The organism is Paracoccus zeaxanthinifaciens ATCC 21588 (assembly GCF_000420145.1).
GTDB classification, from domain to species: domain Bacteria; phylum Pseudomonadota; class Alphaproteobacteria; order Rhodobacterales; family Rhodobacteraceae; genus Paracoccus; species Paracoccus zeaxanthinifaciens.
In genome coordinates this window covers 126,732-148,313 of the sequence record NZ_ATUJ01000006.1, presented here as the reverse complement: position 1 = coordinate 148,313, position 21,582 = coordinate 126,732, and the positions used below count along the sequence as shown (strand labels likewise).

At 68.2% G+C, this 21,582-nt stretch carries 24 protein-coding genes; 12 read left to right on the top strand and 12 right to left on the bottom strand.

Annotated elements, in window-relative coordinates; translation table 11 throughout:
• Positions 1–29: 29 nt before the first annotated feature.
• On the top strand, positions 30–1,091 hold the full coding sequence (locus F804_RS16020; protein ID WP_022707270.1) for a DUF2235 domain-containing protein: 1,062 nt from the start codon (positions 30–32) through the stop codon (positions 1,089–1,091).
• A 4-nt stretch (positions 1,092–1,095) separates the two neighbouring features.
• Here the strand turns inward: F804_RS16020 and metF are convergent, their stop codons facing one another.
• Positions 1,096–1,974, bottom strand: a complete 879-nt coding sequence (metF, locus tag F804_RS0108190) for a methylenetetrahydrofolate reductase [NAD(P)H] (RefSeq protein WP_022707269.1) — start codon at positions 1,972–1,974, stop codon at positions 1,096–1,098.
• Positions 1,975–2,065: 91 nt separating this feature from the next.
• On the opposite strand from metF, the gene F804_RS0108185 reads away from it, so the two are divergent.
• From F804_RS0108185 to F804_RS0108175, 3 genes are all read left to right on the top strand, one after another.
• Complete coding sequence (locus tag F804_RS0108185) at positions 2,066–2,980, top strand: LysR family transcriptional regulator (RefSeq protein ID WP_022707268.1); 915 nt, start codon at positions 2,066–2,068, stop codon at positions 2,978–2,980.
• A 73-nt stretch (positions 2,981–3,053) separates the two neighbouring features.
• Positions 3,054–3,842 (top strand): inositol monophosphatase family protein, encoded by a 789-nt coding sequence (locus tag F804_RS0108180; protein ID WP_022707267.1) that lies wholly within the window; start codon positions 3,054–3,056, stop codon positions 3,840–3,842.
• Positions 3,843–3,958: 116 nt separating this feature from the next.
• Positions 3,959–4,921: a DMT family transporter gene (locus F804_RS0108175; RefSeq protein ID WP_022707266.1), complete on the top strand. Its 963-nt coding sequence runs from the start codon at positions 3,959–3,961 to the stop codon at positions 4,919–4,921.
• Here the strand turns inward: F804_RS0108175 and F804_RS16015 are convergent.
• Positions 4,878–6,950 (bottom strand): lytic transglycosylase domain-containing protein, encoded by a 2,073-nt coding sequence (locus tag F804_RS16015; protein ID WP_022707265.1) that lies wholly within the window; start codon positions 6,948–6,950, stop codon positions 4,878–4,880. The two genes, F804_RS0108175 and F804_RS16015, sit on opposite strands and share 44 nt — an antisense overlap.
• A gap of 136 nt (positions 6,951–7,086) precedes the next feature.
• Between F804_RS16015 and dapA the strand changes: the two genes are divergently transcribed.
• Positions 7,087–7,962 carry a 4-hydroxy-tetrahydrodipicolinate synthase gene (gene dapA / locus F804_RS0108165; protein ID WP_022707264.1) on the top strand — a complete coding sequence of 292 codons (876 nt, stop codon included), beginning with the start codon at positions 7,087–7,089 and terminating at the stop codon, positions 7,960–7,962.
• 134 nt (positions 7,963–8,096) lie between these two features.
• Positions 8,097–8,270: a hypothetical protein gene (locus tag F804_RS17510; protein ID WP_022707263.1), complete on the top strand. Its 174-nt coding sequence runs from the start codon at positions 8,097–8,099 to the stop codon at positions 8,268–8,270.
• Positions 8,271–8,274: 4 nt separating this feature from the next.
• On the opposite strand, the gene F804_RS0108155 is transcribed toward F804_RS17510, so the two are convergent.
• The 4 genes from F804_RS0108155 to F804_RS0108140 all read right to left on the bottom strand — a co-directional run bounded on the left by F804_RS0108155 (position 8,275) and on the right by F804_RS0108140 (position 11,018).
• Positions 8,275–8,874, bottom strand: a complete 600-nt coding sequence (locus F804_RS0108155) for an HNH endonuclease (RefSeq protein ID WP_022707262.1) — start codon at positions 8,872–8,874, stop codon at positions 8,275–8,277.
• A gap of 242 nt (positions 8,875–9,116) precedes the next feature.
• Positions 9,117–9,773, bottom strand: a complete 657-nt coding sequence (locus F804_RS0108150) for an alpha/beta hydrolase (RefSeq protein WP_022707261.1) — start codon at positions 9,771–9,773, stop codon at positions 9,117–9,119.
• On the bottom strand, positions 9,770–10,402 hold the full coding sequence (locus tag F804_RS0108145) for a DNA-3-methyladenine glycosylase family protein (RefSeq protein WP_022707260.1): 633 nt from the start codon (positions 10,400–10,402) through the stop codon (positions 9,770–9,772). The genes F804_RS0108150 and F804_RS0108145 overlap by 4 nt, the downstream gene beginning before the upstream one ends.
• The gene (locus tag F804_RS0108140; protein ID WP_022707259.1) at positions 10,395–11,018 is read right to left on the bottom strand and encodes a GntR family transcriptional regulator; all 624 of its coding nucleotides are present in this window, start codon (positions 11,016–11,018) and stop codon (positions 10,395–10,397) included. The genes F804_RS0108145 and F804_RS0108140 overlap by 8 nt, the downstream gene beginning before the upstream one ends.
• 65 nt (positions 11,019–11,083) lie before the next feature.
• On the opposite strand from F804_RS0108140, the gene F804_RS0108135 reads away from it, so the two are divergent.
• From F804_RS0108135 to ilvD, 4 genes are all read left to right on the top strand, one after another.
• Positions 11,084–11,749 carry a pyrimidine 5'-nucleotidase gene (locus F804_RS0108135; RefSeq protein ID WP_022707258.1) on the top strand — a complete coding sequence of 222 codons (666 nt, stop codon included), beginning with the start codon at positions 11,084–11,086 and terminating at the stop codon, positions 11,747–11,749.
• A 48-nt stretch (positions 11,750–11,797) separates the two neighbouring features.
• Positions 11,798–12,988: a UbiH/UbiF family hydroxylase gene (locus F804_RS0108130; protein WP_022707257.1), complete on the top strand. Its 1,191-nt coding sequence runs from the start codon at positions 11,798–11,800 to the stop codon at positions 12,986–12,988.
• Between the two features lie 124 nt (positions 12,989–13,112).
• The gene (locus tag F804_RS0108125; protein WP_022707256.1) at positions 13,113–13,427 is read left to right on the top strand and encodes a DMT family transporter; all 315 of its coding nucleotides are present in this window, start codon (positions 13,113–13,115) and stop codon (positions 13,425–13,427) included.
• Positions 13,428–13,540: 113 nt separating this feature from the next.
• Complete coding sequence (gene ilvD, locus F804_RS0108120; protein ID WP_022707255.1) at positions 13,541–15,379, top strand: dihydroxy-acid dehydratase; 1,839 nt, start codon at positions 13,541–13,543, stop codon at positions 15,377–15,379.
• A 39-nt stretch (positions 15,380–15,418) separates the two neighbouring features.
• Here the strand turns inward: ilvD and F804_RS0108115 are convergent, their stop codons facing one another.
• Together F804_RS0108115 and F804_RS0108110 are read right to left on the bottom strand one after the other, a co-directional pair.
• Positions 15,419–15,892, bottom strand: a complete 474-nt coding sequence (locus tag F804_RS0108115) for an Lrp/AsnC family transcriptional regulator (RefSeq protein ID WP_022707254.1) — start codon at positions 15,890–15,892, stop codon at positions 15,419–15,421.
• Complete coding sequence (locus tag F804_RS0108110) at positions 15,889–16,344, bottom strand: Lrp/AsnC family transcriptional regulator (protein ID WP_022707253.1); 456 nt, start codon at positions 16,342–16,344, stop codon at positions 15,889–15,891. The genes F804_RS0108115 and F804_RS0108110 overlap by 4 nt, the downstream gene beginning before the upstream one ends.
• 126 nt (positions 16,345–16,470) lie before the next feature.
• Here F804_RS0108110 and ilvC point away from each other — a divergent pair, with 126 nt between their 5' ends.
• Positions 16,471–17,493: a ketol-acid reductoisomerase gene (gene ilvC / locus F804_RS0108105; protein WP_022707252.1), complete on the top strand. Its 1,023-nt coding sequence runs from the start codon at positions 16,471–16,473 to the stop codon at positions 17,491–17,493.
• 48 nt (positions 17,494–17,541) lie between these two features.
• On the opposite strand, the gene yghU is transcribed toward ilvC, so the two are convergent.
• Positions 17,542–18,408 (bottom strand): glutathione-dependent disulfide-bond oxidoreductase, encoded by an 867-nt coding sequence (yghU, locus tag F804_RS0108100; protein ID WP_022707251.1) that lies wholly within the window; start codon positions 18,406–18,408, stop codon positions 17,542–17,544.
• 93 nt (positions 18,409–18,501) lie between these two features.
• Between yghU and F804_RS0108095 the strand changes: the two genes are divergently transcribed.
• The gene (locus F804_RS0108095) at positions 18,502–19,590 is read left to right on the top strand and encodes a PA0069 family radical SAM protein (RefSeq protein WP_425413864.1); all 1,089 of its coding nucleotides are present in this window, start codon (positions 18,502–18,504) and stop codon (positions 19,588–19,590) included.
• Here F804_RS0108095 and bmt read toward each other — a convergent pair.
• From bmt to rpsR, 3 genes are all read right to left on the bottom strand, one after another.
• Positions 19,587–20,579: a betaine--homocysteine S-methyltransferase gene (gene bmt, locus F804_RS16010; RefSeq protein ID WP_022707249.1), complete on the bottom strand. Its 993-nt coding sequence runs from the start codon at positions 20,577–20,579 to the stop codon at positions 19,587–19,589. The two genes, F804_RS0108095 and bmt, sit on opposite strands and share 4 nt — an antisense overlap.
• A 172-nt stretch (positions 20,580–20,751) precedes the next feature.
• Positions 20,752–21,336 carry a 50S ribosomal protein L9 gene (gene rplI, locus F804_RS0108085; protein ID WP_022707248.1) on the bottom strand — a complete coding sequence of 195 codons (585 nt, stop codon included), beginning with the start codon at positions 21,334–21,336 and terminating at the stop codon, positions 20,752–20,754.
• 12 nt (positions 21,337–21,348) lie between these two features.
• On the bottom strand, positions 21,349–21,576 hold the full coding sequence (rpsR, locus tag F804_RS0108080) for a 30S ribosomal protein S18 (protein ID WP_022707247.1): 228 nt from the start codon (positions 21,574–21,576) through the stop codon (positions 21,349–21,351).
• Between the last annotated feature and the right edge of the window lie 6 nt (positions 21,577–21,582).

Genomic DNA, 21,582 nt, shown 5'->3' with positions numbered 1-21,582 from the left:
CTTCCCGCACGGCGTGCTAGGTTGGGGGCATGAATTCGATTCGGCCGACCAGGACGCATGTGGTGCTGATGGATGGCACCTTCGCATCGCTTGCGCAGGGGCGTCGCAGTTCCATAGGCCGGATCCATCGCCTTCTGGGCGGTGAGCTGGGCCTGCCGCGTCCGAACGAACGGATGCGGGTCCATTACGCCATCGGCCAGCAGTGGAACCGGTGGCGCACCCTTCCCGAACTGATCATGGGCACCGCGCTGGAAGAACGCATCGTCGAGGCCTATGGCTGGCTGGCCTCGGGCTGGCGACCGGGCGATCCGATCTTCATGATGGGCTACAGCAGGGGCGGTTTCGCGGTGCGCAGCCTTGCGGGCATGATCGCGCGGGTGGGGCTGTTGCGCCCCGAATTCGCGACGCCCCGCAACATCCGGCTGGCCTGGCGCTTCTATCGCCGGGGCGGGCCGCAGAAGGCGCAGGACCTGTTCCGCCGACGCCGCTGCCACCCCGAGGCCCCGATCCGCATGCTGGGCTGCTTCGATGCGGTCATGTCGCTGGGCCTGCGCCTGCCCTTCCTGTGGATGATGACCGAGCCGCGCTTCCGCTTTCACGACGCGCATCTTGGACAGGGGATCGCCCACGGATACCAGGCGCTTGCCCTGGACGAGACGCGCTTGGCCTTCGCGCCGGTCCTGTGGGACGACGACCACGCGGCGGGCCGGATCGAGCAGGCGTGGTTCCGCGGATCGCATCCCGATATCGGCGGGCAGCTGGCGGGGTATGAATTCGCAAGGCCGCTGTCGAACATCCCGCTGGTCTGGATGCTGGAACGCGGCGAATCGCACGGCCTGCCCCTGCCGGACGGGTGGCGGGCGCTGTTTCCCTGCGATGTCACCGCGCCGTCCCTGGGCACGTGGCGGCGATGGGGCAAGCTGTTCCTTGCGCGGGGCGGCAGGCAGGCGGGGCGCTTTGCCACCGAATGCCTGCACCCGTCGGTGCCCTGCCCCTATGCGGGACCGGGCCGCCTGACGGGGCATCTGGCCGACAAGGGCTGCGAGGCCCCGGTCGAGGCCGCGCCGGGGCAGGGCCCCCACCCGGCCTGAGCGGTCAGGCGACCGCGTTCAGTTCCGGGCGGGCCGTCACGCCAAGCGCGGCGCAGACGTCGCGCGTCAGCTCGGGGCGGTTCAGCGTGTAGAAGTGCAGCCGGTCCACGCCCCCCTCGATCAGGCGCGCGCACAGATCGACCGACAGGTCGGTCGCCAGGCGGCGATGCGCCTCGGGGCCGTCCAGCTCGGCCAGCTGGAACGCCTCTTCGGCCCAGGCGGGCACGGTGGTGTTGCAGGTGGCGGCAAAGCGCTTGGTGCCTGCCCAGCTCTGGACCGGAAGGATGCCCGGAATGATCGGCGCATAGATCCCCGCGGCCACGCATTTGTCGCGGAAGCGAAAGAAGGTCTCGGGCTCGAAGAAGAACTGGGTGATCGCGCTGGTCGCGCCCGCGTCGATCTTGCGCTTGAGCCATGCCACGTCGGCATCGCTGTCCGCGCTGTCGGGATGGGGTTCGGGATAGGCGCCGACGCGGATGGTCATGTCGCCACGCGCGGCGATCGCCTCGATCAGCTCGATCGAGTTGGCAAAGCCCTCGGGATGCGGCGTGAAGCGGTCGGCACCCTTGGGCGCGTCGCCGCGCAGGGCCACAATCTCGCGGATACCGGCTTGGGCGTAGTCGTCGACGATCTTCATCGTCTCGTCGCGGGTGGCCTCGACGCAGGTCAGATGCGCCGCGACCGGCAGGCCATAGCGGCGGTTGATCGTGGTGACGGCCTCGTGGGTCAGCTGGCGGGTGGTGCCACCGGCGCCATAGGTGACCGACACGAAGTCCGGTCCCATCGGCGCCAGCGCCCGCGCGGTTTCCCACAGCCGGAAGGACGCATCCAGCGTCTTCGGCGGGAAGAACTCGAAGCTGATTTTCGGCGCTTGGGCGGACATGGTGGTTCCTTTCTGTTGGCATCGCTTGTGCCATGCGCGTATCAGTGAGACAAATTCATAATCCTCAAGATCAAGCTGAGTTTCATTCATCATGCATCTGGAGCTTCGCCACCTTCGCACCGTCGATGCCGTCCACCGTCAGGGCGGCCTGGCCCGCGCGGCCGAGGTGCTGAACATCACGCAATCCGCATTGTCCCACCAGATCAAGGCGTTGGAGGAGCAGGCCGGGGTCGAGCTGTTCGTCCGCCGCGCCAAGCCCATGCGCCTGTCCGCGGCCGGGATGCGCCTGTTGCGGCTGGCCGAACAGGTCCTGCCGCTGGTCGCCGCGACCGAGGCCGAGTTCAAGGGCGTCGAGGCCGGGCGCGTCGGGCGGCTGCATATCGCGATGGAATGCCATGCCTGTTTCGACTGGCTGCTGCCGGTGCTGGACATCTTCCGCCGCGCCTGGCCCGATGTGGACGTGGACATCCGCCAGCGCCTGGCCTTCGGCGCGCTGCCCGCGCTGGTCCGCGAAGAGGTGGACCTGGTCATATCGTCGGACCCCGAGGATCTGCCGGGCGTCGTCTTCCAGCCGCTGTTCGACTATGCCCCCACGATGGTCGTGCCCGCCTCGCATCCGCTGGCCGCCAAGGGCTTTGCCGAACCCGAGGACCTGGCGCGCGAGACGCTCATCACCTATCCGATGGACCGGGCGCGGCTGGACGTCTTCAGCCAGTTCCTGACACCTGCAGGCATCGAGCCGTCCCAGACGCGCCATGTCGAGCTGACCGCCGTGGCGCTGATGCTGGTCGCATCGGGGCGCGGGATCGCGGTCATGCCGGACTGGGTCCTGCGCCGAGAGGCCGCCAATCCCGAACTGGCGCTGCTGCCCCTTGGACAGGGCGGATTGCGCCGCCGCCTGTTCGCCGCCGTGCGCGAGGACGACCTGCGCCAGCCCTACATGGCCCATGTGTTGCGACTTTCGCGCACCGAACCCCTGCGGATGCTGCGCGGATCGGCGGGCTAGGGCGCCTTTCGCTTCACATTCGCCCCGCGCTCGCCTAAGACGCGGGCAACCCCCAGATTCCCCGAGGTACAAGATGGCAAGCGCCAATCTCAACATCATGATCAAGGCCGCCCGCAAGGCGGGTCGCAGCCTGGTCAAGGACTTCCGCGAGGTCGAGAACCTCCAGGTCAGCATCAAGGGCGCGGGCGACTTCGTGTCGCGCGCCGACCGCGAGGCCGAGCGGATCATCAAGGAAGAACTGCGCGGCGCGCGCCCCAGCTATGGCTGGCTGGGCGAGGAGACCGGCGAGGAAGCGGGCGACGACCCCACCCGCCGCTGGATCGTGGACCCGCTGGACGGGACCACGAACTTCCTGCACGGCCTGCCGCACTGGGCCGTCAGCATCGCGCTGGAACACAAGGGCGACATCGTCGCGGCCGTCATCTTCGACGCCGCCAAGGACGAGCTGTTCACCGCCGAGAAGGGCGCGGGCGCCTTCATGAACGACCAGCGCCTGCGCGTGTCGGGCCGGACGCGCCTTGCGGAATCGGTCTTTGCGACGGGCATCCCCTTCGCGGGCAACGGGCCGCTGCCCGCCACGCTGCAGGACCTGGCGCAGCTGATGCCGGTGACCGCTGGCGTGCGCCGCTTCGGTGCTGCCGCGCTGGACCTGGCCTATGTCGCGGCGGGCCGCTTCGACGGCTATTGGGAACGCGGCGTGAAGTCCTGGGACGTCGCGGCGGGCATCCTGATGGTGCGCGAGGCCGGCGGCTTCGTCCACGGCATCCGCGAGAATGACGATCCGCTGGAATCGGGCCGCCTGATCGCCGCGAACCCCCAGCTGATGGAGCCTTTCGCCAAGATCGTCCGCGCGCGCGACTGAGCCGCGGCCATTGCATCTGGGGCACGATCGGGCCGCCTTGCACCATGTGCAAGGCGGCCTTGCCTTGACCCGCGCCGCGCAAGGGCGCAGCAGCAGGGGGCAAGCAGAGGTGTCCCATGTCCCGTGAACCCGACCAGCAGCCCTATGCCGCATCGGCCGCCGCCGCATCCGCGCCGCCGCCGATCCCGCCCCGGACCACCGGCACGGGCGACCGGACGGGCTTCGCCATCTTCCTGATGTGCGCGGTCAGCTTCATCTTCGCGCTGCAGGACGCGTTCTCGCGGGTGCTGGGCAGCGCCTATCCGCCCGAGCTGATCGTCATGCTGCGATATTGGGTCTTCGCGGCCTTCGTGATCGCGCTGACCGCCCGCCAGCCCGGCGGCATCCGCCGCGCCCTGCGCACCCGCCGCCCCGTCACCCAGATCGCCCGCGGCGTCCTGCTGGCCGCCGAGGTGCTGGTGATGATCGAGGCCTTCGTGCGGCTGGGCCTGATCGAGACCCATGCCGTCTTCGCCGTCTATCCGCTGATGATCGCCGCGCTGTCTGGCCCGATCCTGGGCGAGAAGGTCGGCTGGCGTCGCTGGACCGCCATCGGCATCGGCTTCGCGGGCATCCTGTTCATCCTGCAGCCCGGCGGGGGCGTGATGACGCCCGCGGCCCTGCTGCCCGCGCTGGCCGCGCTGCTGTTCGCGATCTATGGCCTGCTGACGCGGCACGTGTCGCGCGACGATCCGGCCTCGGTCAGCTTCTTCTGGACCGGCACGGCGGGCGCGGTCGCCATCACGCTGGTCGGCATCTGGGAATGGCAGCTGCTGGCGCCGGGCGACTGGATCTGGCTGGGATGCCTGTGCGTCTGCGGGATGACCTCGCATTACCTGATGATCCGGGCCTACGAGTTGGCCGAGGCATCGGCCCTTCAGCCCTTCGCCTATACCCAGCTGGTCTGGGTCAGCCTGATCGGCGTCACCCTGTTTGGCGAGGTGCTGCGCAGCAATGTCGTCATCGGCGGCGCGATCGTCGTCGGGGCGGGCCTGTTCACCCTCTATCGTCAGCGACAGTCAGCGGCCAGATCCACCTAGAGGGCAGCGGCGGCCCGATCGTCAGGGGCTTGGGCACGGGCGGTTTGGACAGGGCCAGCGTCAGGCGCTGCGGGGGCAGGGGTTTCTGCCCGCCGCCCGACAGGTCCCACCGCGTGACGACGGGCGCGGGCCTGCCGTGGATGCGCGAACGATAGACGGGCAGCGCCTCGGCCACACGCATGACATAGTTGCGCGTCTCGTCGAAGGGGATCAGCTCGACCCAGTCCACCGGGTCGGCATCGTCGCGCAGGTCGCCGAACTGGTCCAGCCAGCGGATCGGCCGCCCCGGCCCGGCATTGTAGCCCGACGCGATCAGCGCGACCGACGGCCCGAACCGGTCCGACAGCCCCGTCAGATAGGCCGAGCCCAGCCGCGCGTTGTAGGCCGCGTCCCGCGACAGGCGCGGCAGGTCGTAGGGCAGGCCGGTCTGCGCGGCCATCTGTTCGGCCGTGCCCGGCATCAGCTGCATGAGGCCCTGCGCGCCGACATGGCTGGCGGCGGTGTGGTTGAATTCGGATTCCTGCCGCGCGATGGCCATGACCAGCTCGGGCGGCGGGCCCAGATCCTCGGATTCGAGGCCGGTCAGCGGGAATTGCGCGGCGGGCCAGATGACGCCCTGGTTGGCCGACTGCTTGGCCAGCCGCAGCCCGTGCCAGGGGGTGCCCGCCTCGTACATCAGGCGCGACATGCGGGCGATGTCCTCGGGGGTGGCCGATTGGGCAAGGTGCAGGAAGAAGCGCTGCGCCTCATCCCGGCGGCCGGTGGCCATCAGCCACATGCCCGCGCGGAAGACCGGATCGGCGCGCAGGTCGGACCCGCGCCAGTCGGGCAGGCTGTCCAGCGCCGCCCCCGGCACCGCGTATTCGGCGGGCATGGGGCGGGCCAGTTCGGCCATCGCCAGCTGGCCGTAATAGACGCCGGGATGTTCGGCCGCGGCCTCGAATGCGGCACGCGCGGCGCGGTCGTCGCCAAGCGCCCGGTGCGCGCGGGCCTGCCAGTAATGGGCGCGCGACTTGCTTATCGCGCTGCCGACCACGGTTTCCAGATGCAGGAAATGCTTCAGCGCCAGGTCGGCGCGATCGACCTTCAGCGCGGCAAAGCCCGCCAGCCATTCGAGGTCCGAATAATGCCGGTTCTCGGGGGGCAGGTAATGCGGCGCGGCCAAGTCCAGCGCGCGCTGCCAGTCGCCGTTGCGCATGGCAAGGCGGGCGTAATCGACGCGCATCTGTGCCCAGACCTCGGGGTCGCGCAGGGCGTCCGTGCCGGTCGAGGCCGCCAGCATCAGGTCCTGCGCGCCGTCATGCAGCTTGGCCCGCACGCGCCACAGGAAGCGGTCCATCGTCAGGCCGGGATCGGCGCGCAGATCCTCGGGCAGGGCCAGGATCAGGTCGTCCACCCCCGCACGCCCCGCCTGCAGCGCGATGCGCGCGGCGTGCAGGCCGCGTTCCTCTTCGGGCAGGCGGTCCAGCAGGCGTTCGGCCCCCGCCCAGTCGCGTGCGTCCAGCCTTGCGGCGATGCGGTCGGGGATCAGCGGCGTCAGCACCGCGCCTTGGGCCGCCAGAAGACGAGCCTCGTCCGCGGCGGGCATCTCGCGGGTCAGGAAGAAGCGGATCCGCGCCTCGCGGGCCTTGCGGGTCGACAGCGTCTCGGACAGGGCCTCGACGGCGGCAAGGCTGGTGGGCTCGTGATCCGCGAACCAGGCGCGCAGGTCGTCGGGGTCCAGGCCGGGCCGCAGCAGCGCATCGCCGTTGCGCCTGATGCGCGCCATGCCCGGCCAGTCGCCGTGATCGCGCACGAAGGCCGCGTAATCGGCGAACTTGCCGTGCCCCTCCTGCAGGGCCTGCCATCCGACCAGCGCCTGCGCCAGCGGCCCCGCGCGTTCGGCGGCGGACCGGGCGGTCACCCAGTCCGACACGTCGGCGGCGGCCAGCGCCAGCGCCATCGCGCCCGGTTCCTCGGCCCGGACGGGGGCGGACAGGGGCAGGACGCCCAGCATCCCCGCAAGCATCATGTCACGCAGAAGTCGCATCACCGCCCTGTGTCGCCGTCAAAGCACGCTTGCGCAATTCACATCCTTGGCAAGTCCGGCGCACGGGGATAGTGAAGGCGGCGGAATCCCATCTCATGCCCCCGCATCGGGGGACGCAATCATCAAGGAGCGTGTCATGTTCAAAGGGTCTTTGCCAGCCCTCGTCACGCCGTTCACCCAGGACGGCGAGCTGGATCTGGACACGCTCAAGAAACTTGTCGAATGGCATGTCGAACAGGGCAGCCACGGCATCGTGCCGGTCGGCACCACCGGCGAAAGCCCGACCCTGACCCACGAGGAACACCGCCTCGTCGTCGAAGAGGTCGTGCGCAGCGCGGCGGGCCGCATCCCGGTCATCGCGGGCGCCGGGTCCAACAGCACCCGCGAGGCGATCGGCCTTCTGCGCTTCTCGCAAGAGGTGGGGGCCGATGCGGCGCTGGTCGTCACGCCCTATTACAACAAGCCGACGCAGGCGGGCCTGATCGCCCATTACGAGGCCCTGGCCGAGGCCTGCGACCTGCCCATCGTCATCTACAACATCCCCGGCCGCTCGGTCATCGACATGTCCCCCGAGACGATGGGCGTGCTGGCGCGCATCCCCTCGATCATCGGGGTCAAGGACGCGACCGGCAAGCTGGAACGCGTCAGCAGCCAGCGCATGACCTGCGGCACCGATTTCGTCCAGCTCTCGGGCGAGGATGCGACCGCGCTCGGGTTCAACGCGCATGGCGGGGTCGGCTGCATCAGCGTGACCGCGAACGTGGCTCCGGGCCTCTGCGCGAAGTTCCAGGAGGCGACGCTGCGCGGCGACTATGCCGAGGCGCTGCGTTACCAGGACCTGCTGATGCCGCTGCATGTCGCGATTTTCGTCGAGCCGGGCCTGGTCGGCGCGAAATATGCCATGTCGCGCCTGGGCATCTGCAACGAGCGCGTGCGCCTGCCGCTGACCCCGCTGAGCGAGCCGACCCGTCACCTGATCGATGCGGCCCTGGAACATGCCGGCCTGATCTGAGGCCCGACTTGCCCGCGCGCCGTCAGGCTGCGCGGGCGCTTCGCATTCGCCGCGGAAAATCGCCCGCTATACGAAGGTGCACTTTTCAATTCCCTGTCCCGGTCCCATATTGGTGGCAAGGAGAGGAGTGTTCCATGCCGTTGCCCCATTTCCTGATGCTGCTGACCGCCGTGATCCTTGGCGCCGCCGTGACGCTGTGGGCCGGACTTGCGGCAGGTGTGCCCCCGGTGGCCTTCCTGGTGCTTGCGCTCAGCGCCGCGCTGTGCGCGCATCTGGGCTGGCGGAACCATCACGACCCGAAGGGCTGATCCCTCAGCTCTCCAGTTCGGCATCCCAGTACAGGTAGTCCATCCAGCTTTCATGCAGGTGGTTCGGCGGAAAGCGCCGCCCGACCGAGTGCATTTCCTCGGACGTGGGCTGGCGCGGCTTCCTTTGCAGCGACAGGCCGGAATGGCGCAGCGACCGGTTGGCCTTGCGCAGGTTGCAGGGCGAACAGGCCGCGACGACGTTCTCCCAGCTTGTGACGCCACCGCGAGAACGGGGCACGACGTGGTCGAAGGTCAGATCGCCCTTCGCGCCGCAATACTGGCAGCAGAATTCGTCCCGCAGGAAAAGATTGAAGCGCGTGAATGCCACGCGCTTCTGGGGACGGACGAAATCTCTCAGCACGACCACCGAGGGGATGCGGAACGCCTGGCGCTGACTTCGCACCTCCTGCTCGTATTCCGCGATGATCATCACGCGGTCCAGGAAGACGGCCTTGATCGCCTCCTGCCAGGGCCACAGCGACAGCGGATAGTAGCTGAGCGGGCGGTAATCCGCGTTCAGCACCAGCGCAGGGTAATGCTTCAGGTTGGCCGGTTCGCGAACGAACTGGGTCCGGAAATCGGTGTGATGATGGTCGTCCAGCATGGTGCCTTCCCGTCTGCCCCGATGGCTTGACCGGGGCGCCCGTCTCATCTGTCAACTCGACTATATATCGCGTCAGGTATCTGGCAAGCCCCTGCATGTGCGGGACGCAGGCCAAGCGATACAAGCACGCCGTGACAGCAGCATGACGGCGGGATGCAAAAGCTGCGGGCAGGGTGCGCCCGCGGCTGCCCGCAGGGGCAGCCGCCACCGCCGACCCGCATGGGCCGACAGCCCCCTTTAGTCTATTCCGGCAGGTGCTGGTTCAGGAAGCCCAGTGCAACCGACAGCCCGTCCGGCGCGATGCCGTGGCCGGTGCCCTCCATCACGTGGCCATAGACGGTGAAGCCCGCCTGCTGCAGCGCCTGCGCCGCGATGCCCATGTCGTCGAAGGGCACCACGTCGTCCTGGTCGCCATGGATCAGCACGACCGGCGGCTTGGTCTTCGCCTCGGCCTGCAGCGCCTCGGGGGCCAGCAGCCGACCCGAGAAGCCGACGACGCCCGCGATCTGCGTATCGCGGCGCGGGGCCACGTGCAGCGACATCATCGTCCCCTGGGAAAAGCCCACCAGCGCCAGCGCCTCGGGGGGCAGCCCCTCGTCGGCCAGCACCTTGTCGATGAAGGCGTCCAGCATGCGCACCGATACGGCCATGCTGGATTTCGCGGCCTCCTCGGAGGATCCGTCCAGCCAGGGGATCGGGAACCACTGGAAGCCCATCGGATTGCCCTTGCAGGGCTCGGGCGCGTTCGGCGCATAGAAGGCCGTGTCCGGCAGATGCGGGGCCAGCGGATCGGCCAGGCCCAGCAGGTCGTTCCCGTCGGCGCCATAGCCGTGCAGGAAGATCACGACGGATTTCGCGGTTTCGGGACCCTTGCGGGCGGATGTCAGCGTGGCGGTCATGTCACTCCCTCGCGGCCTTTCGCGTGGCGGTAATAGGCCCAGAGCCCGCGTGCCGCAACCGCACGCCAGGGCGCCCAGGGTTCGGCCAGTCTGCGCAGCGCTGCGGGCGTGGGGCGTTCGGGCAGGTCGTACATCACGCGCGCGGCCTCCTGCAGGGCCAGGTCGCCCGCCGCCAGAACGTCGGGCCGCCCAAGCGCGAACATCAGATAGATCTCGGCCGTCCAGACGCCGATGCCCGGCAGCGCCGTCAGCGTGGCGATGGCCCGGTCGTCGGGCATTTCGCGCAGCGCGATCCAGTCGATCCCCGCATCGGCGATGCCCTTGAGGTACCGCGCCTTGGGTCGCGACAGGCCGAGCGCGCGCAGCTCGTCCTCGGTCGCCATGCGCAGGGTGGCTTCCTCGGTCATTCCGGCAGCGTCCAGCCGCGCCCAGATCGCCCCTGCCGCCGCGATGGAAATCTGCTGCCCGATCACCGCCTGCGCGATGGCCGGAAAGCCGTCGTCGCGACGCCGCAGCGGCAATTCGCCCAGTTCCGGCAGGACGCCCGCCCAGACGGGGCAGACCCGCGCCAGATGTGCCGCACCCGCCGCGACATCCTCGGGGCCCGCGATCAGGACCGGCTCAGCCACCGGCCTTGGCCTCCAGCTTCAGCCGCGTTTCCCATGCCATCGAGATGTGCTGGCGCAGCGCCTCGTCGGCGGCCTTGCCGTCGCCCGCCGCGATGGCATCGACGATGCTGGCATGTTCGGCCAGCGCGGTCTCGCTGCGCCCCTCGGCGGCAAGCGAGGTGCGCGCCATCAGCGCCATGGTCCGGTGCACGAGGTCAAGCTGCTGCACCAGGTAGCGGTTGTGGGATGCCAGGTGGATCTGGCGGTGGAACCGCTTGTTCGCGCGGGCCAGCGCCTCGGGGTCGTGCTTGTTGGCGCGGTCCTCCTCGACCATCTGGGCCAGCACGCGCACCTCTTCCGGGGTGGCGTGGCGGGCGGCCAGGCGGCCTGCCAGCGCCTCCAGCTCCGCACGGACGGTATAGAGTTCGGCCAGCTGGTTGTGGTCCAGCGAGGCGACGATCAGGCTGCGCCCGTCGCGGACCAGCATGGCCTGCGTCTCCAGCCGCTGGAGGGCCTCGCGCACGGGGGTGCGGCTGACGCCGAACCGCTCGGCCAGTTCGGATTCGACCAGCCGGTCGCCGGGGCGATATGTCCCGCCCTCGATGGCGGTCAGGATCAGGGAATAGGCGTCCTTCATGGCGGGCAGGATTGGCAGATGCGGGGTGAATTGCAAGCGCGACCGCCGCAGGCTATCTGATCCGCATGGATTTTTCGCATGTTCGCACCTGGATCTTCGATCTGGACAATACCCTCTATCCGCCCGAGGCGCAGCTTTTCGCGCAGATCGAGACGCGGATGACGCAATGGATGATGCGTCTTCTGGGCGTCCCCGCCCCCGAGGCCGACCGCCTGCGCGCCGAATACTGGCGGCTGCACGGCACCACGCTGGCGGGGCTGATGGCCGAACATGCGATCGACCCCGTGGCCTACCTGGCCGATGTGCACGATATCGACATGACGCATCTGGACCCCGCGCCCGATCTGGCCGCGGCCATCGCGGCCCTGCCCGGGCGGCGGATCGTGCATACCAATGGCGATCGTGCCTATGCCCGCCGCGTGCTGGCGGCGCGGGGTCTGGATGCACCGGACCTGTTCGAGGGCGTCTATGGCATCGAGGAGACGGGCTTTCATCCCAAACCCTCGCCCGAGGCATTCGCCCGCGTGCTGAACGCCACGGGCATCGACCCGACCGTCGCGGCCTTCTTCGAGGACGATCCCCGCAACCTGCTGGTCCCGCATGAACTGGGCATGCGCACGGTGCTGGTGGGGCAGGGGCGCGACGGGCCGGATGCGCTGGCGGGCGATCCGGGGCCGCATGTCCATCACCGCACCGACGACCTGACCGCGTTCCTGCGCCGCATTGCCTGAGAGGGCGGGCCGTCCTATCTGGGTTGCGACACATCAGGGGGCGCGGCCATGGACACGCAGGATATCGACATCCTCATCTCGGGCGGGGGGATCGCCGGGCTGATCGCGGCGGCGGGCTTCGGCGCGCAGGGCTTCGGCGTGATCTGCGTCGATCCCGCGCCGCCCGTCACGGACGAGGGCGCCGAGGGCGCCGACCTGCGATCGACCGCCTTCCTGCAACCCTCGGCCCGGCTTCTGGAACGGATCGGGCTGTGGGAACGGCTGGGCCCGCACGCGACCGCGCTGCAGGTCATGCGCATCGTCGATGCGGGCGGGGCGGACCCCGTCCCGCGCCTGGTCCGCGATTTCGACGCGGCGGAGATCGGCGACCAGCCCTTCGGGTGGAACCTGCCCAACTGGCTTCTGCGCCGAGAGATCTCGGCCATGCTGGAGGGGATGCCCAATGTCGAGTTCCGCCCCGGCACCGCCACGACCGAGGTCGTGACCCGCGCCGAGGGGGCGATGGTCGCCCTGTCCGACGGGACGCGCCTGCGCGCGCGCCTGCTGGTCGGGGCTGACGGGCGCAATTCCCCAGTGCGGCAGGCCCTGGGGATCGGGGTCTCCACCCGCCGCTATGGCCAGAAGGCGCTGGCCTTTGCCGTCACGCATGACGAACCCCACGGCAATGTCTCGACCGAAGTGCACCGCTCGGGCGGGCCGTTCACGCTGGTGCCGCTGCCCGATCGCGACGGCAGGCCGTCCTCGGCCGTGGTCTGGATGGAAAACGGGTCCGAGACCGCGCGGCTGCGGTCGCTGGACCCCGCCGCCTTCGAGGATGCGCTGAACGCAAGGTCGGCGGGTGTTCTGGGCCATCTGCGGCAGGCGACGGCGCTGACCGAATGGCCAATCATCAGCCAGATCGCGGATCGCTTTGCCGGTCCCCGCACCGCCCTGATCGCCGAGGCCGCCCATGTCCTGCCGCCCATCGGCGCGCAGGGGCTGAACATGAGCCTGGCCGATCTGGACGGGCTGCTGGACCTGATGCGCGAAAATCCCGGCGATCAGGCCGCGTTGCTGCGATACGACCGCCAGCGCCGCCCCGAGGCCCGCGCCCGGATGCTGGGCATCGACGCGCTGAACCGTGCCAGCCAGGCGGGATCGCGCCCGCTGCGCGACCTGCGCGCGGCGGCCCTGGGCGGGCTGTACGCCGCGGCGCCCGTGCGGCGGCTGATGATGCGGGCGGGGCTGGGCATGCGCTGAGGGCCTTGCGGCCCCGCGCCCGCGACACTAGCTTCGCCTGCCAGAGGACGACCTCTCCGATCACGGGTTCCCGCAGGGCGGGAACGGAACGCCGGGACGACCCGGCCCTGTCCATGGATGCGTCATGCCCTGGATCCTGCTGACCGTCGCCGGCCTTCTCGAAATCGTCTGGGCGACGGCGATGAAATACTCGCAAGGTTTCTCAAAGCCCCTTCCCACCGCGATCATGGTGGTGGGGATGTTCCTGTCCTTCTGGCTGCTGGCCGTCGCGATGCGCCACCTGCCACTGGGCACGGCCTACATGGTCTGGACCGGCATCGGTGCGGTGGGCAGCTTCGTCATCGGAATTGCCTTCCTGTCGGAACCCGTCACGATGATCCGCCTGGCCGCCGCCGGGATGATCGTCATGGGCATCGTCACCATGAAGCTGGCGTCCTGACTGCGCGGGATCGCCCCTTCGCGACCGAAAATCACTTGAAATCGTTCGTTCCGGCAATTTCCTTCCGTCTGCGCCGGTGTTAAACAGCCCGCCAAGCCAAAGGAGATCAGCCAATGCCCGCCTATCGTTCCCGCACCACCACCCATGGCCGCAACATGGCCGGCGCCCGTGGCCTGTGGCGCGCGACGGGCGTGAAGGACAGCGATTTCGGCAAGCCGATCATCGCCATCGTCAACAGCTTCACCCAGTTCGTGCCCGGCCATGTCCACCTCAAGGATCTCGGCCAGATGGTCGCACGAGAGGTCGAATCGGCCGGCGGCATCGCGAAGGAGTTCAACACCATCGCCGTCGATGACGGCATCGCGATGGGCCATGACGGCATGCTCTATTCGCTGCCCTCGCGAGAGGTGATCGCGGATTCGGTCGAATACATGGTCAACGCGCATTGCGCCGACGCGATGGTCTGCATCAGCAATTGCGACAAGATCACGCCGGGCATGCTGATGGCCGCGCTGCGCCTGAACATCCCGGTCGTCTTCGTGTCGGGCGGCCCGATGGAGGCCGGCAAGCTGGTGCTGGAGGATGGCAAGCTGAAGGCGCTGGACCTGGTCGATGCCATGGTCGCCGCCGCCGACGACGCCTATTCCGACGAGCAGGTCGAGGCGATCGAGCGTTCGGCCTGCCCGACCTGCGGGTCGTGTTCCGGTATGTTCACTGCGAACTCGATGAACTGCCTGACCGAGGCGCTTGGCCTTGCGCTGCCGGGCAACGGGTCGACGCTTGCCACCCATGCCGACCGCAAGCGCCTGTTCGTCGAGGCCGGCCACCTGATCGTGGACCTTGCGCGCCGCTACTATGAAGGCGACGACGCGTCGGTCCTGCCGCGCAACATCGCCAGCTTCGAGGCGTTCGAGAACGCGATGACGCTGGACATCGCGATGGGCGGGTCGACCAACACCGTGCTGCATCTGCTGGCCGCGGCCCACGAGGCCGGGATCGACTTCACCATGTCCGATATCGACCGCCTGTCGCGCGGCGTGCCGGTCCTGTGCAAGGTCGCCCCCGCCAAGGACGACGTCCACATGGAGGACGTGCACCGCGCGGGTGGCATCATGGGCATCCTGGGCGAACTGGACCGCGCGGGCCTGCTGAAGACCGATGTGGGCAGCGTCCATGCTGCATCGCTGGCCGAGGCGCTGGACCGTTGGGACGTCAAGCGCACCGATTCCGCGACCGTGCACGATTTCTATCGCGCGGCGCCGGGGGGCGTTCCGACGCAGGTCGCATTCTCGCAGGAGCAGCGCTTCGAAGAGGTCGACCTGGACCGCGAGAAGGGCGTGATCCGTACCAAGGAACATGCCTTCTCGCAGGATGGGGGCCTTGCGGTGCTCTATGGCAACCTGGCCGAGGACGGCTGCATCGTGAAGACGGCGGGCGTGGACGAATCGATCCTGACCTTCGAGGGTCCGGCCCATATCTTCGAGAGCCAGGACGACAGTGTCAGCGCCATCCTGACCGGCAAGGTCAAGGAGGGCGAGGTCGTGCTGATCCGCTATGAGGGGCCGCGCGGCGGGCCGGGGATGCAGGAGATGCTGTATCCGACCAGCTATCTGAAATCGAAGGGGCTGGGGAAGGCCTGTGCGCTGGTCACGGACGGTCGTTTCTCGGGGGGGTCCTCGGGGCTGTCGATCGGCCACGTCTCGCCCGAGGCGGCCGAGGGCGGCACGATCGGCCTGGTCGAGCAGGGTGACACGATCCGGATCGACATCCCGAACCGAAAGATCGAGCTGCTGGTCGACGATGCTACTCTTGCCGCCCGCCGCGAGAAGCGCGAGGCCGAGGGCTGGAAGCCCGCCAAGCCGCGCCAGCGCAAGGTCTCGACCGCGCTGCGCGCCTATGCGGCGATGACGACCAGCGCCGCGCGCGGCGCGGTTCGCGTCATCCCCGAGTGACGAACCCGACGGCCGCGCCCTTGGCGCGGTCGTTTCGATTCAGGGTGTGTCCAGTGCACCCAGGGGCCCGGGCCTGCGTTCCTCGGACAGGACCACGTTGGCCTCGACCTGGCCCACGCCGGGCAGGGTCATGATGCGGCGACGCAGGATGCGCTCGAAATCGCTGATGTCGCGGGCGGTGATCCGCAGGCGATAGTCGAACTGCCCCAGCACGTGCTGAACCAGCTGAACCTCGGGGATGGCGGTGACGGCGCGTTCGAAATCCTGCAGCCCCGTGCGCCCCTTGGCGGCCAGCTTGATCCCCAGAAAGACCGTGACGCCAAAGCCCAGGGCGGGCTTGTCCAGCACCACGCGCCGCCCCGCGATGACGCCCTGCTGTTCCAGCCTGCGGATGCGCCGCCATGCCGCGGGCTGGCCGATGCCCACGGCGCGCCCGATCTGCGCGGCGCTTCGGGTCGCATCCTCGACCAGCAGCCGCAGGATCGCCAGGTCGGTTGGGTCCAGCGCGGTCACAGCGGCAGATCCTCTCGGTCCGAGATGGTCGAGACCAGCATCAGCGCGTCCAGCTCGGCGATATGGGGCAGGGTCAGGATCCGGTCACGATAGACCTGCTGCCAATGCGCCATGTCCCGCGCGATGACGGTCGCGCGCCAGTCCACGCTGCCCAGAAAGCTCTGGATCTCGATCACCTCGGGGACCTCGCGCAGGGCTGCCAGGAAATTGTCGAAGGCGCGGGGATCGGTCTTGTCCAGCGTGAAGCGCAGGCTGACCTCGACCTCCCATCCCAGGGCGCGCCAGTCGATCCGCGCATGAATGCCCTTCAGCACGCCCGCCTCGCGCATGCGTTCCATGCGCCGCCACAGGCTGGCGCCGGTCACGCCCGCGCGTTCGGCCAGCTGGGCGTTTGATGCCGAAGGATCGCCCAGAAGCTGGCGAAGTATGCGGCGATCCGTGCTGTCGGGCATGAAAATCATGTAATATTCACTATCAAGGCATGATTATTTCCGCAAGACGGATGAATGCGGGCGCTTTGCACGGAATCTGTCACGAAGGCCGGTTAGAAAGGTGGCAATCAAGGAAAGGATATTCCGATGCGCGTTTTCTACGACCGCGACTGCGACGTTAACCTGATCAAGGAAAAGAAGGTCGCGATCCTCGGCTATGGCAGCCAGGGTCACGCCCACGCCCTGAACCTGCGCGATTCCGGCGCGAAGAACATCGTCGTCGCCCTCCGCGAGGGCAGCGCCTCGGCAGCCAAGGCCGAGGGCGAGGGTCTGCAGGTCATGGGCATCGCCGAAGCCGCAGCATGGTGCGATGTCATCATGTTCACCATGCCGGACGAACTGCAGGCCGAGACCTACAAGAAATACGTCCATGACAACCTGCGCGAGGGTGCCGCGATCGCCTTCGCACACGGCCTGAACGTGCATTTCGGCCTGATCGAGCCGAAGGCCGGCGTCGATGTCATCATGATGGCGCCCAAGGGTCCGGGCCACACCGTGCGCGGCGAATACAGCAAGGGCGGCGGCGTGCCCTGCCTGTTCGCGGTCCATCAGGACGCGTCGGGCAAGGCGCAGGACATCGCGCTGTCCTATTGCTCGGCCATCGGTGGCGGCCGTTCGGGCATCATCGAGACCAACTTCCGCGAGGAATGCGAGACCGACCTCTTCGGCGAGCAGGCCGTCCTGTGCGGTGGCCTGGTCGAGCTGATCCGTGCCGGCTTCGAGACCCTGGTCGAAGCGGGCTACGAGCCCGAGATGGCCTATTTCGAGTGCCTCCACGAGGTGAAGCTGATCGTCGACCTGATCTATGAAGGCGGCATCGCGAACATGAACTACTCGATCTCGAACACGGCCGAATACGGCGAATACGTGTCGGGTCCGCGCGTCCTGCCTTACGACGAGACGAAGAAGCGCATGAAGGACGTCCTGACGGACATCCAGAACGGCAAGTTCGTCCGCGACTTCATGCAGGAAAACGCCGTCGGCCAGCCCTTCTTCAAGGCGACCCGCCGCATCAACGACGAACACCAGATCGAGCAGGTCGGTGCGAAGCTGCGCGAGATGATGCCCTGGATCAGCAAGGGCAAGATGGTCGACAAGTCGCGCAACTGATCGACCCGTCGCACATGACGAAGGGGGGCCATCGCGGCCCCCCTTTTCTTATTCCGCCGACAGCTTGTCCTGCGTGCGCGTCTCGAAATCGGATGCGTCGTGCCGCTCGTGCAGCTGCTGGGACGGGTCCCCGGACGTCTTGTTGACCATGATGCCGCGCCGGACGGCGGGGCGGGCCATGATCTCGTCATGCCAGCGCTTCACGTTGGGATAGCTTTCGACATCGAGGAAGGTCGCGGCATCGCCATACATGCGCCCGGCGACCAGGCCGCCATACCATGGCCAGATCGCCATGTCGGCGATGGTGTATTCCTCGCCCGCGACGAAGCGGTTCTCGGCCAGGCGCTGGTCCAGCAGGTGCAGCTGGCGCTTGACCTCCATGGTGAAGCGGTCGATCGGGTATTCCAGCTTCTCGGGGGCATAGGCATAGAAATGCCCGAAGCCGCCGCCGACATAGGGTCCCGAGCCCATCTGCCAGAACAGCCAGTTCAGCGTCTCGGTCCGGCCCGCGGGATCCTTGGGTAGGAAGGCGCCGTATTTCTCGGCCAGGTACAGCAGGATCGAGCCCGATTCGAAGACGCGCTGCGGCGGGTTCGCCGTGTGGTCCATCAGGGCGGGGATCTTGCTGTTGGGGTTCACCTCGACGAAGCCGCTGGCGAACTGGTCGCCCTCGCCGATATTGATCAGCCAGGCGTCGTATTCGGCGTCATGGCCGGCGGCCAGCAGCTCCTCCAGCAGGATCGTGACCTTCTGCCCGTTCGGCGTCGCCAGCGAATACAGCTGCAGCGGGTGCTTGCCCACAGGGCGGTCACGGTCGTACTGCGCCCCCGAGGTCGGCTTGTTGATGTTGGCGAACCTGCCGCCATTCGCCCCCTTCTGGGTCCAGACCTTGGGCGGGGTGTAACTGTCCGTCATGGCGCATCCTGCACTTGGTTGATTTCATGATGGAACATGCGGTCCCCGCGCCGATCTTTCAACGGGCTGGCGGATGTTCCGCATGTGTTCTATATTGCGGACATGCTTCCACCGCGCGATCCCGACCGCAGACTGAAGGCCCGCGGCGCGGCTTCCCAGCCCGCCGGACGGTTCGAGCCGCACACCCGCATCCGCGAAAGCGACGGCTGGGACATCCCCGAGGACGAGCACCTGCTGCGCACCGAGGTGACCGAGGAACGCCCGCGCAGCATCATCACGCGCAACACCTCGCCCGATGTGCCGTTCGACCGGTCGATCAACCCCTATCGCGGCTGCGAGCATGGCTGCATCTACTGCTATGCGCGGCCCAGCCATTCCTATCTGAACCTGTCGCCGGGCCTCGATTTCGAGACGCGCCTGATCGCCAAGCCGGACGCCGCGCGGCTTCTGGAACGCGAACTGGCGCGACCGTCATACAAGCCCGCGCCGATCGCCCTGGGGACGAATACCGACCCCTATCAGCCGATCGAGGCGACATACGAGATCATGCCGCAGATCCTGCGCGTGCTGCGCGACTGGAACCACCCGGTGACGCTGGTGACGCGGGGGCGGCTGGTGCTGCGCGATCTGGACCTGTGGGCGGAACTTGCGGCCAAGGGACAGGCGATGGTGGGCATCAGCGTGACGACGCTGGATGCCGATCTGGCCCGCAGCCTGGAACCGCGCGCCCCCGCGCCCGAGACGCGCCTGCGCATGATCCGCGAGCTGGCCCGCGCGGGCATTCCGGTCCGCGTCATGGTCGCCCCCGTCATCCCCGTGCTGACCGAACCCGAGATCGAGCGCATCCTGGCCGCCGCGCGCGATGCAGGCGCCACCACCGCCACCATGATCCCCCTGCGCCTGCCGCACGAGGTCGCGCCCCTGTTCCGCGACTGGCTGGACCGCCACCGCCCCGGCATGGCCACGCATGTGATGAACCGCGTGCAGGCCATGCGCGGCGGGCGCGACAACGACCCGCGCTTCGGCCACCGTTTCCGCGGCGAGGGGATCGAGGCAGAGCTGGCGATGAAGCGCTTTCGGCTGGCGCGCAAGCGGCTGGGCTATCACGAGGGAAGCCCCGCGCTGGATTGCAGCCGCTTCGGGCCGCCGCCCCGCGCGGGGGACCAGATGTCACTGTTCTAGCGGCGTCCGATGGTCAGCACGTCGTCGCGATCCGACCCCGCGCTGCTGAACGGCCCCAGAAGCGCCGTGATCTGTTCCAGCGTCGGGCGCGGGCCGGGGGCGCGGCTGGCCAGCGCGTCGCGCATGGCCGACAGGTGTTCCGGCATCGTCCCGCAGCAGCCGCCGATCACGCGTACGCCCAAGTCGCGCGCAAGGCAGGCGTAATCGGCCATCAGTTCGGGCGTGCCGTCGTAATGGATATGCCCGTCTGCTAGGTGCGGGACGCCCGCGTTGCCCTTGGCGATGATCGGGCGTTCGTTCCCCGATGCGACGAAGCTGGCGACGGTGCGCAGCAGGTCGGACGCCCCGATCCCGCAATTCGCGCCATAGGCGACGGGCGGGTTCGGCAGCGCCTCGACCGCGGCGGACAGCTGGCCCGGCGTCACGCCCATGATCGTGCGACCCGCCGTGTCGAAGCTGAGGCAGCCGCACCATTCCATCCCGACCTTGCGGGCGGCCTCGGCGGCGGCGCGCAGTTCCTCGAGGGCGCTCAAGGTCTCGATCCACAGGATGTCGGCGCCGCCATCCTTCAGGGCCTGCGCCTGTTCCACGAACATCTCGACCGCGCGGGCATGGGTCAGGCTGCCCATCGGGGCCATGATCTCGCCTATGGGGCCCATGCTGCCCGCCACGATCACGGTGCGACCGGCGCGATCGGCCTCGGTCCGGGCGATGGCGGCGGCCTTGCGGTTCAGTTCGGCCACGCGATCCGACAGGCCGTGCAGGCGCAGGCGGCTTTCATTGGCGCCGAAGCTGTTGGTCAGGAACAGGTCCGACCCCGCCTCGATCGCGCCGCGATACAGTCGGGCGACCTTCTCGGGCTGGGTGTCGTTCCACAGCTCGGCCGGTTCGCGGGCCAGAAGCCCCATGTTCATCAGCGCGGTGCCCGTGGCCCCGTCCGCAAGGACATGATCGCGTTCGGCCAGCATCAGGCTCAGCGGGTCGGTCATCGTAAACATCCTTCTCTGCGGGTCGATATCGCCCGCCCAGAGATCTCCAACCATCTGGTCCATAGTAGTCCGTGCATTCGGGGGAAACAATTTCGGCGCATTGGAACGAACAAAAAACCGCGCCGGTTTCCCGGCGCGGTCGAATTTTCGGTCCGATCTTCGGAAAAAGCCCTCAGGCCTCCGAATCGTCCTCGTCTTCCGAGGCGCCACCGATGTCGTCGAACAGTTCGGCGATCTCGAATTCGGCTTCGGCGTCTGCTTCGGCGGCCAGGTCCTGGATGGACTTGCCCTGCGCCTGCAGCTCGGCTTCCTCGTTCGAACGGGCGACGTTCAGCGTGATCGTCGCGTTCACTTCCGGGTGCAGGACGACGGTGACGTCGTGCAGGCCCAGATCCTTGATCGGGGCGCCCAGGACGACCTGCTTGCGGTCGACGCTGAAGCCGCCCTCGGTCGCGACATCGGCTGCGTCACGGGTCGTGACCGAACCGTAGAGCGCGCCCGAATCGGATGCCGAGCGGATGACGACGAAGGTTTGACCGTCGAGGGTCTCCGCGAACTTCTCGGCCTCGGCCTTCGATTCGGCGTTGCGTGCCTCGAACTGCACCTTCTGGGCTTCGAATGCCTTGACGTTGGCGTCCGATGCGCGAAGTGCCTTGCCCTGGGGCAGCAGGAAGTTACGTGCGTAACCTTCCTTGACCTTCACGACTTCGCCCATCTGGCCCAGCTTGGCCACGCGTTCCAGCAGGATGACTTGCATGTCCAGGTCTCCTTACTTCACGACGTAGGGCAGCAGGGCGAGGAAGCGTGCGCGCTTGATGGCACGAGCCAGTTCACGCTGCTTCTTGGCCGAGACTGCGGTGATGCGCGAGGGCACGATCTTGCCGCGTTCGCTGATGTAGCGCTGCAGCAGACGGGTGTCCTTGTAGTCGATCTTCGGCGCATTCTCGCCCGAGAACGGGCAGACCTTGCGACGGCGGAAGAACGGTTTGTTCGCCATTGTTCA

Coding starts and splice junctions, on each gene's coding strand:
- F804_RS0108155 (WP_022707262.1), bottom strand. CDS start 8,874: ATGCTGGACGACCATCATCACACCGATTTCCGGACCCAGTTCGTTCGC.
- ilvD (WP_022707255.1), top strand. CDS start 13,541: ATGCCCGCCTATCGTTCCCGCACCACCACCCATGGCCGCAACATGGCC.
- F804_RS0108125 (WP_022707256.1), top strand. CDS start 13,113: ATGCCCTGGATCCTGCTGACCGTCGCCGGCCTTCTCGAAATCGTCTGG.
- F804_RS0108185 (WP_022707268.1), top strand. CDS start 2,066: ATGCATCTGGAGCTTCGCCACCTTCGCACCGTCGATGCCGTCCACCGT.
- F804_RS0108180 (WP_022707267.1), top strand. CDS start 3,054: ATGGCAAGCGCCAATCTCAACATCATGATCAAGGCCGCCCGCAAGGCG.
- F804_RS16020 (WP_022707270.1), top strand. CDS start 30: ATGAATTCGATTCGGCCGACCAGGACGCATGTGGTGCTGATGGATGGC.
- F804_RS17510 (WP_022707263.1), top strand. CDS start 8,097: ATGCCGTTGCCCCATTTCCTGATGCTGCTGACCGCCGTGATCCTTGGC.
- yghU (WP_022707251.1), bottom strand. CDS start 18,408: ATGACGGACAGTTACACCCCGCCCAAGGTCTGGACCCAGAAGGGGGCG.
- F804_RS0108110 (WP_022707253.1), bottom strand. CDS start 16,344: ATGCCCGACAGCACGGATCGCCGCATACTTCGCCAGCTTCTGGGCGAT.
- F804_RS0108140 (WP_022707259.1), bottom strand. CDS start 11,018: ATGAAGGACGCCTATTCCCTGATCCTGACCGCCATCGAGGGCGGGACA.
- F804_RS0108175 (WP_022707266.1), top strand. CDS start 3,959: ATGTCCCGTGAACCCGACCAGCAGCCCTATGCCGCATCGGCCGCCGCC.
- F804_RS16015 (WP_022707265.1), bottom strand. CDS start 6,950: ATGCGACTTCTGCGTGACATGATGCTTGCGGGGATGCTGGGCGTCCTG.
- F804_RS0108130 (WP_022707257.1), top strand. CDS start 11,798: ATGGACACGCAGGATATCGACATCCTCATCTCGGGCGGGGGGATCGCC.
- metF (WP_022707269.1), bottom strand. CDS start 1,974: ATGTCCGCCCAAGCGCCGAAAATCAGCTTCGAGTTCTTCCCGCCGAAG.
- F804_RS0108135 (WP_022707258.1), top strand. CDS start 11,084: ATGGATTTTTCGCATGTTCGCACCTGGATCTTCGATCTGGACAATACC.
- rplI (WP_022707248.1), bottom strand. CDS start 21,336: ATGCAAGTCATCCTGCTGGAACGCGTGGCCAAGCTGGGCCAGATGGGC.
- F804_RS0108150 (WP_022707261.1), bottom strand. CDS start 9,773: ATGACCGCCACGCTGACATCCGCCCGCAAGGGTCCCGAAACCGCGAAA.
- dapA (WP_022707264.1), top strand. CDS start 7,087: ATGTTCAAAGGGTCTTTGCCAGCCCTCGTCACGCCGTTCACCCAGGAC.
- ilvC (WP_022707252.1), top strand. CDS start 16,471: ATGCGCGTTTTCTACGACCGCGACTGCGACGTTAACCTGATCAAGGAA.
- bmt (WP_022707249.1), bottom strand. CDS start 20,579: ATGACCGACCCGCTGAGCCTGATGCTGGCCGAACGCGATCATGTCCTT.
- rpsR (WP_022707247.1), bottom strand. CDS start 21,576: ATGGCGAACAAACCGTTCTTCCGCCGTCGCAAGGTCTGCCCGTTCTCG.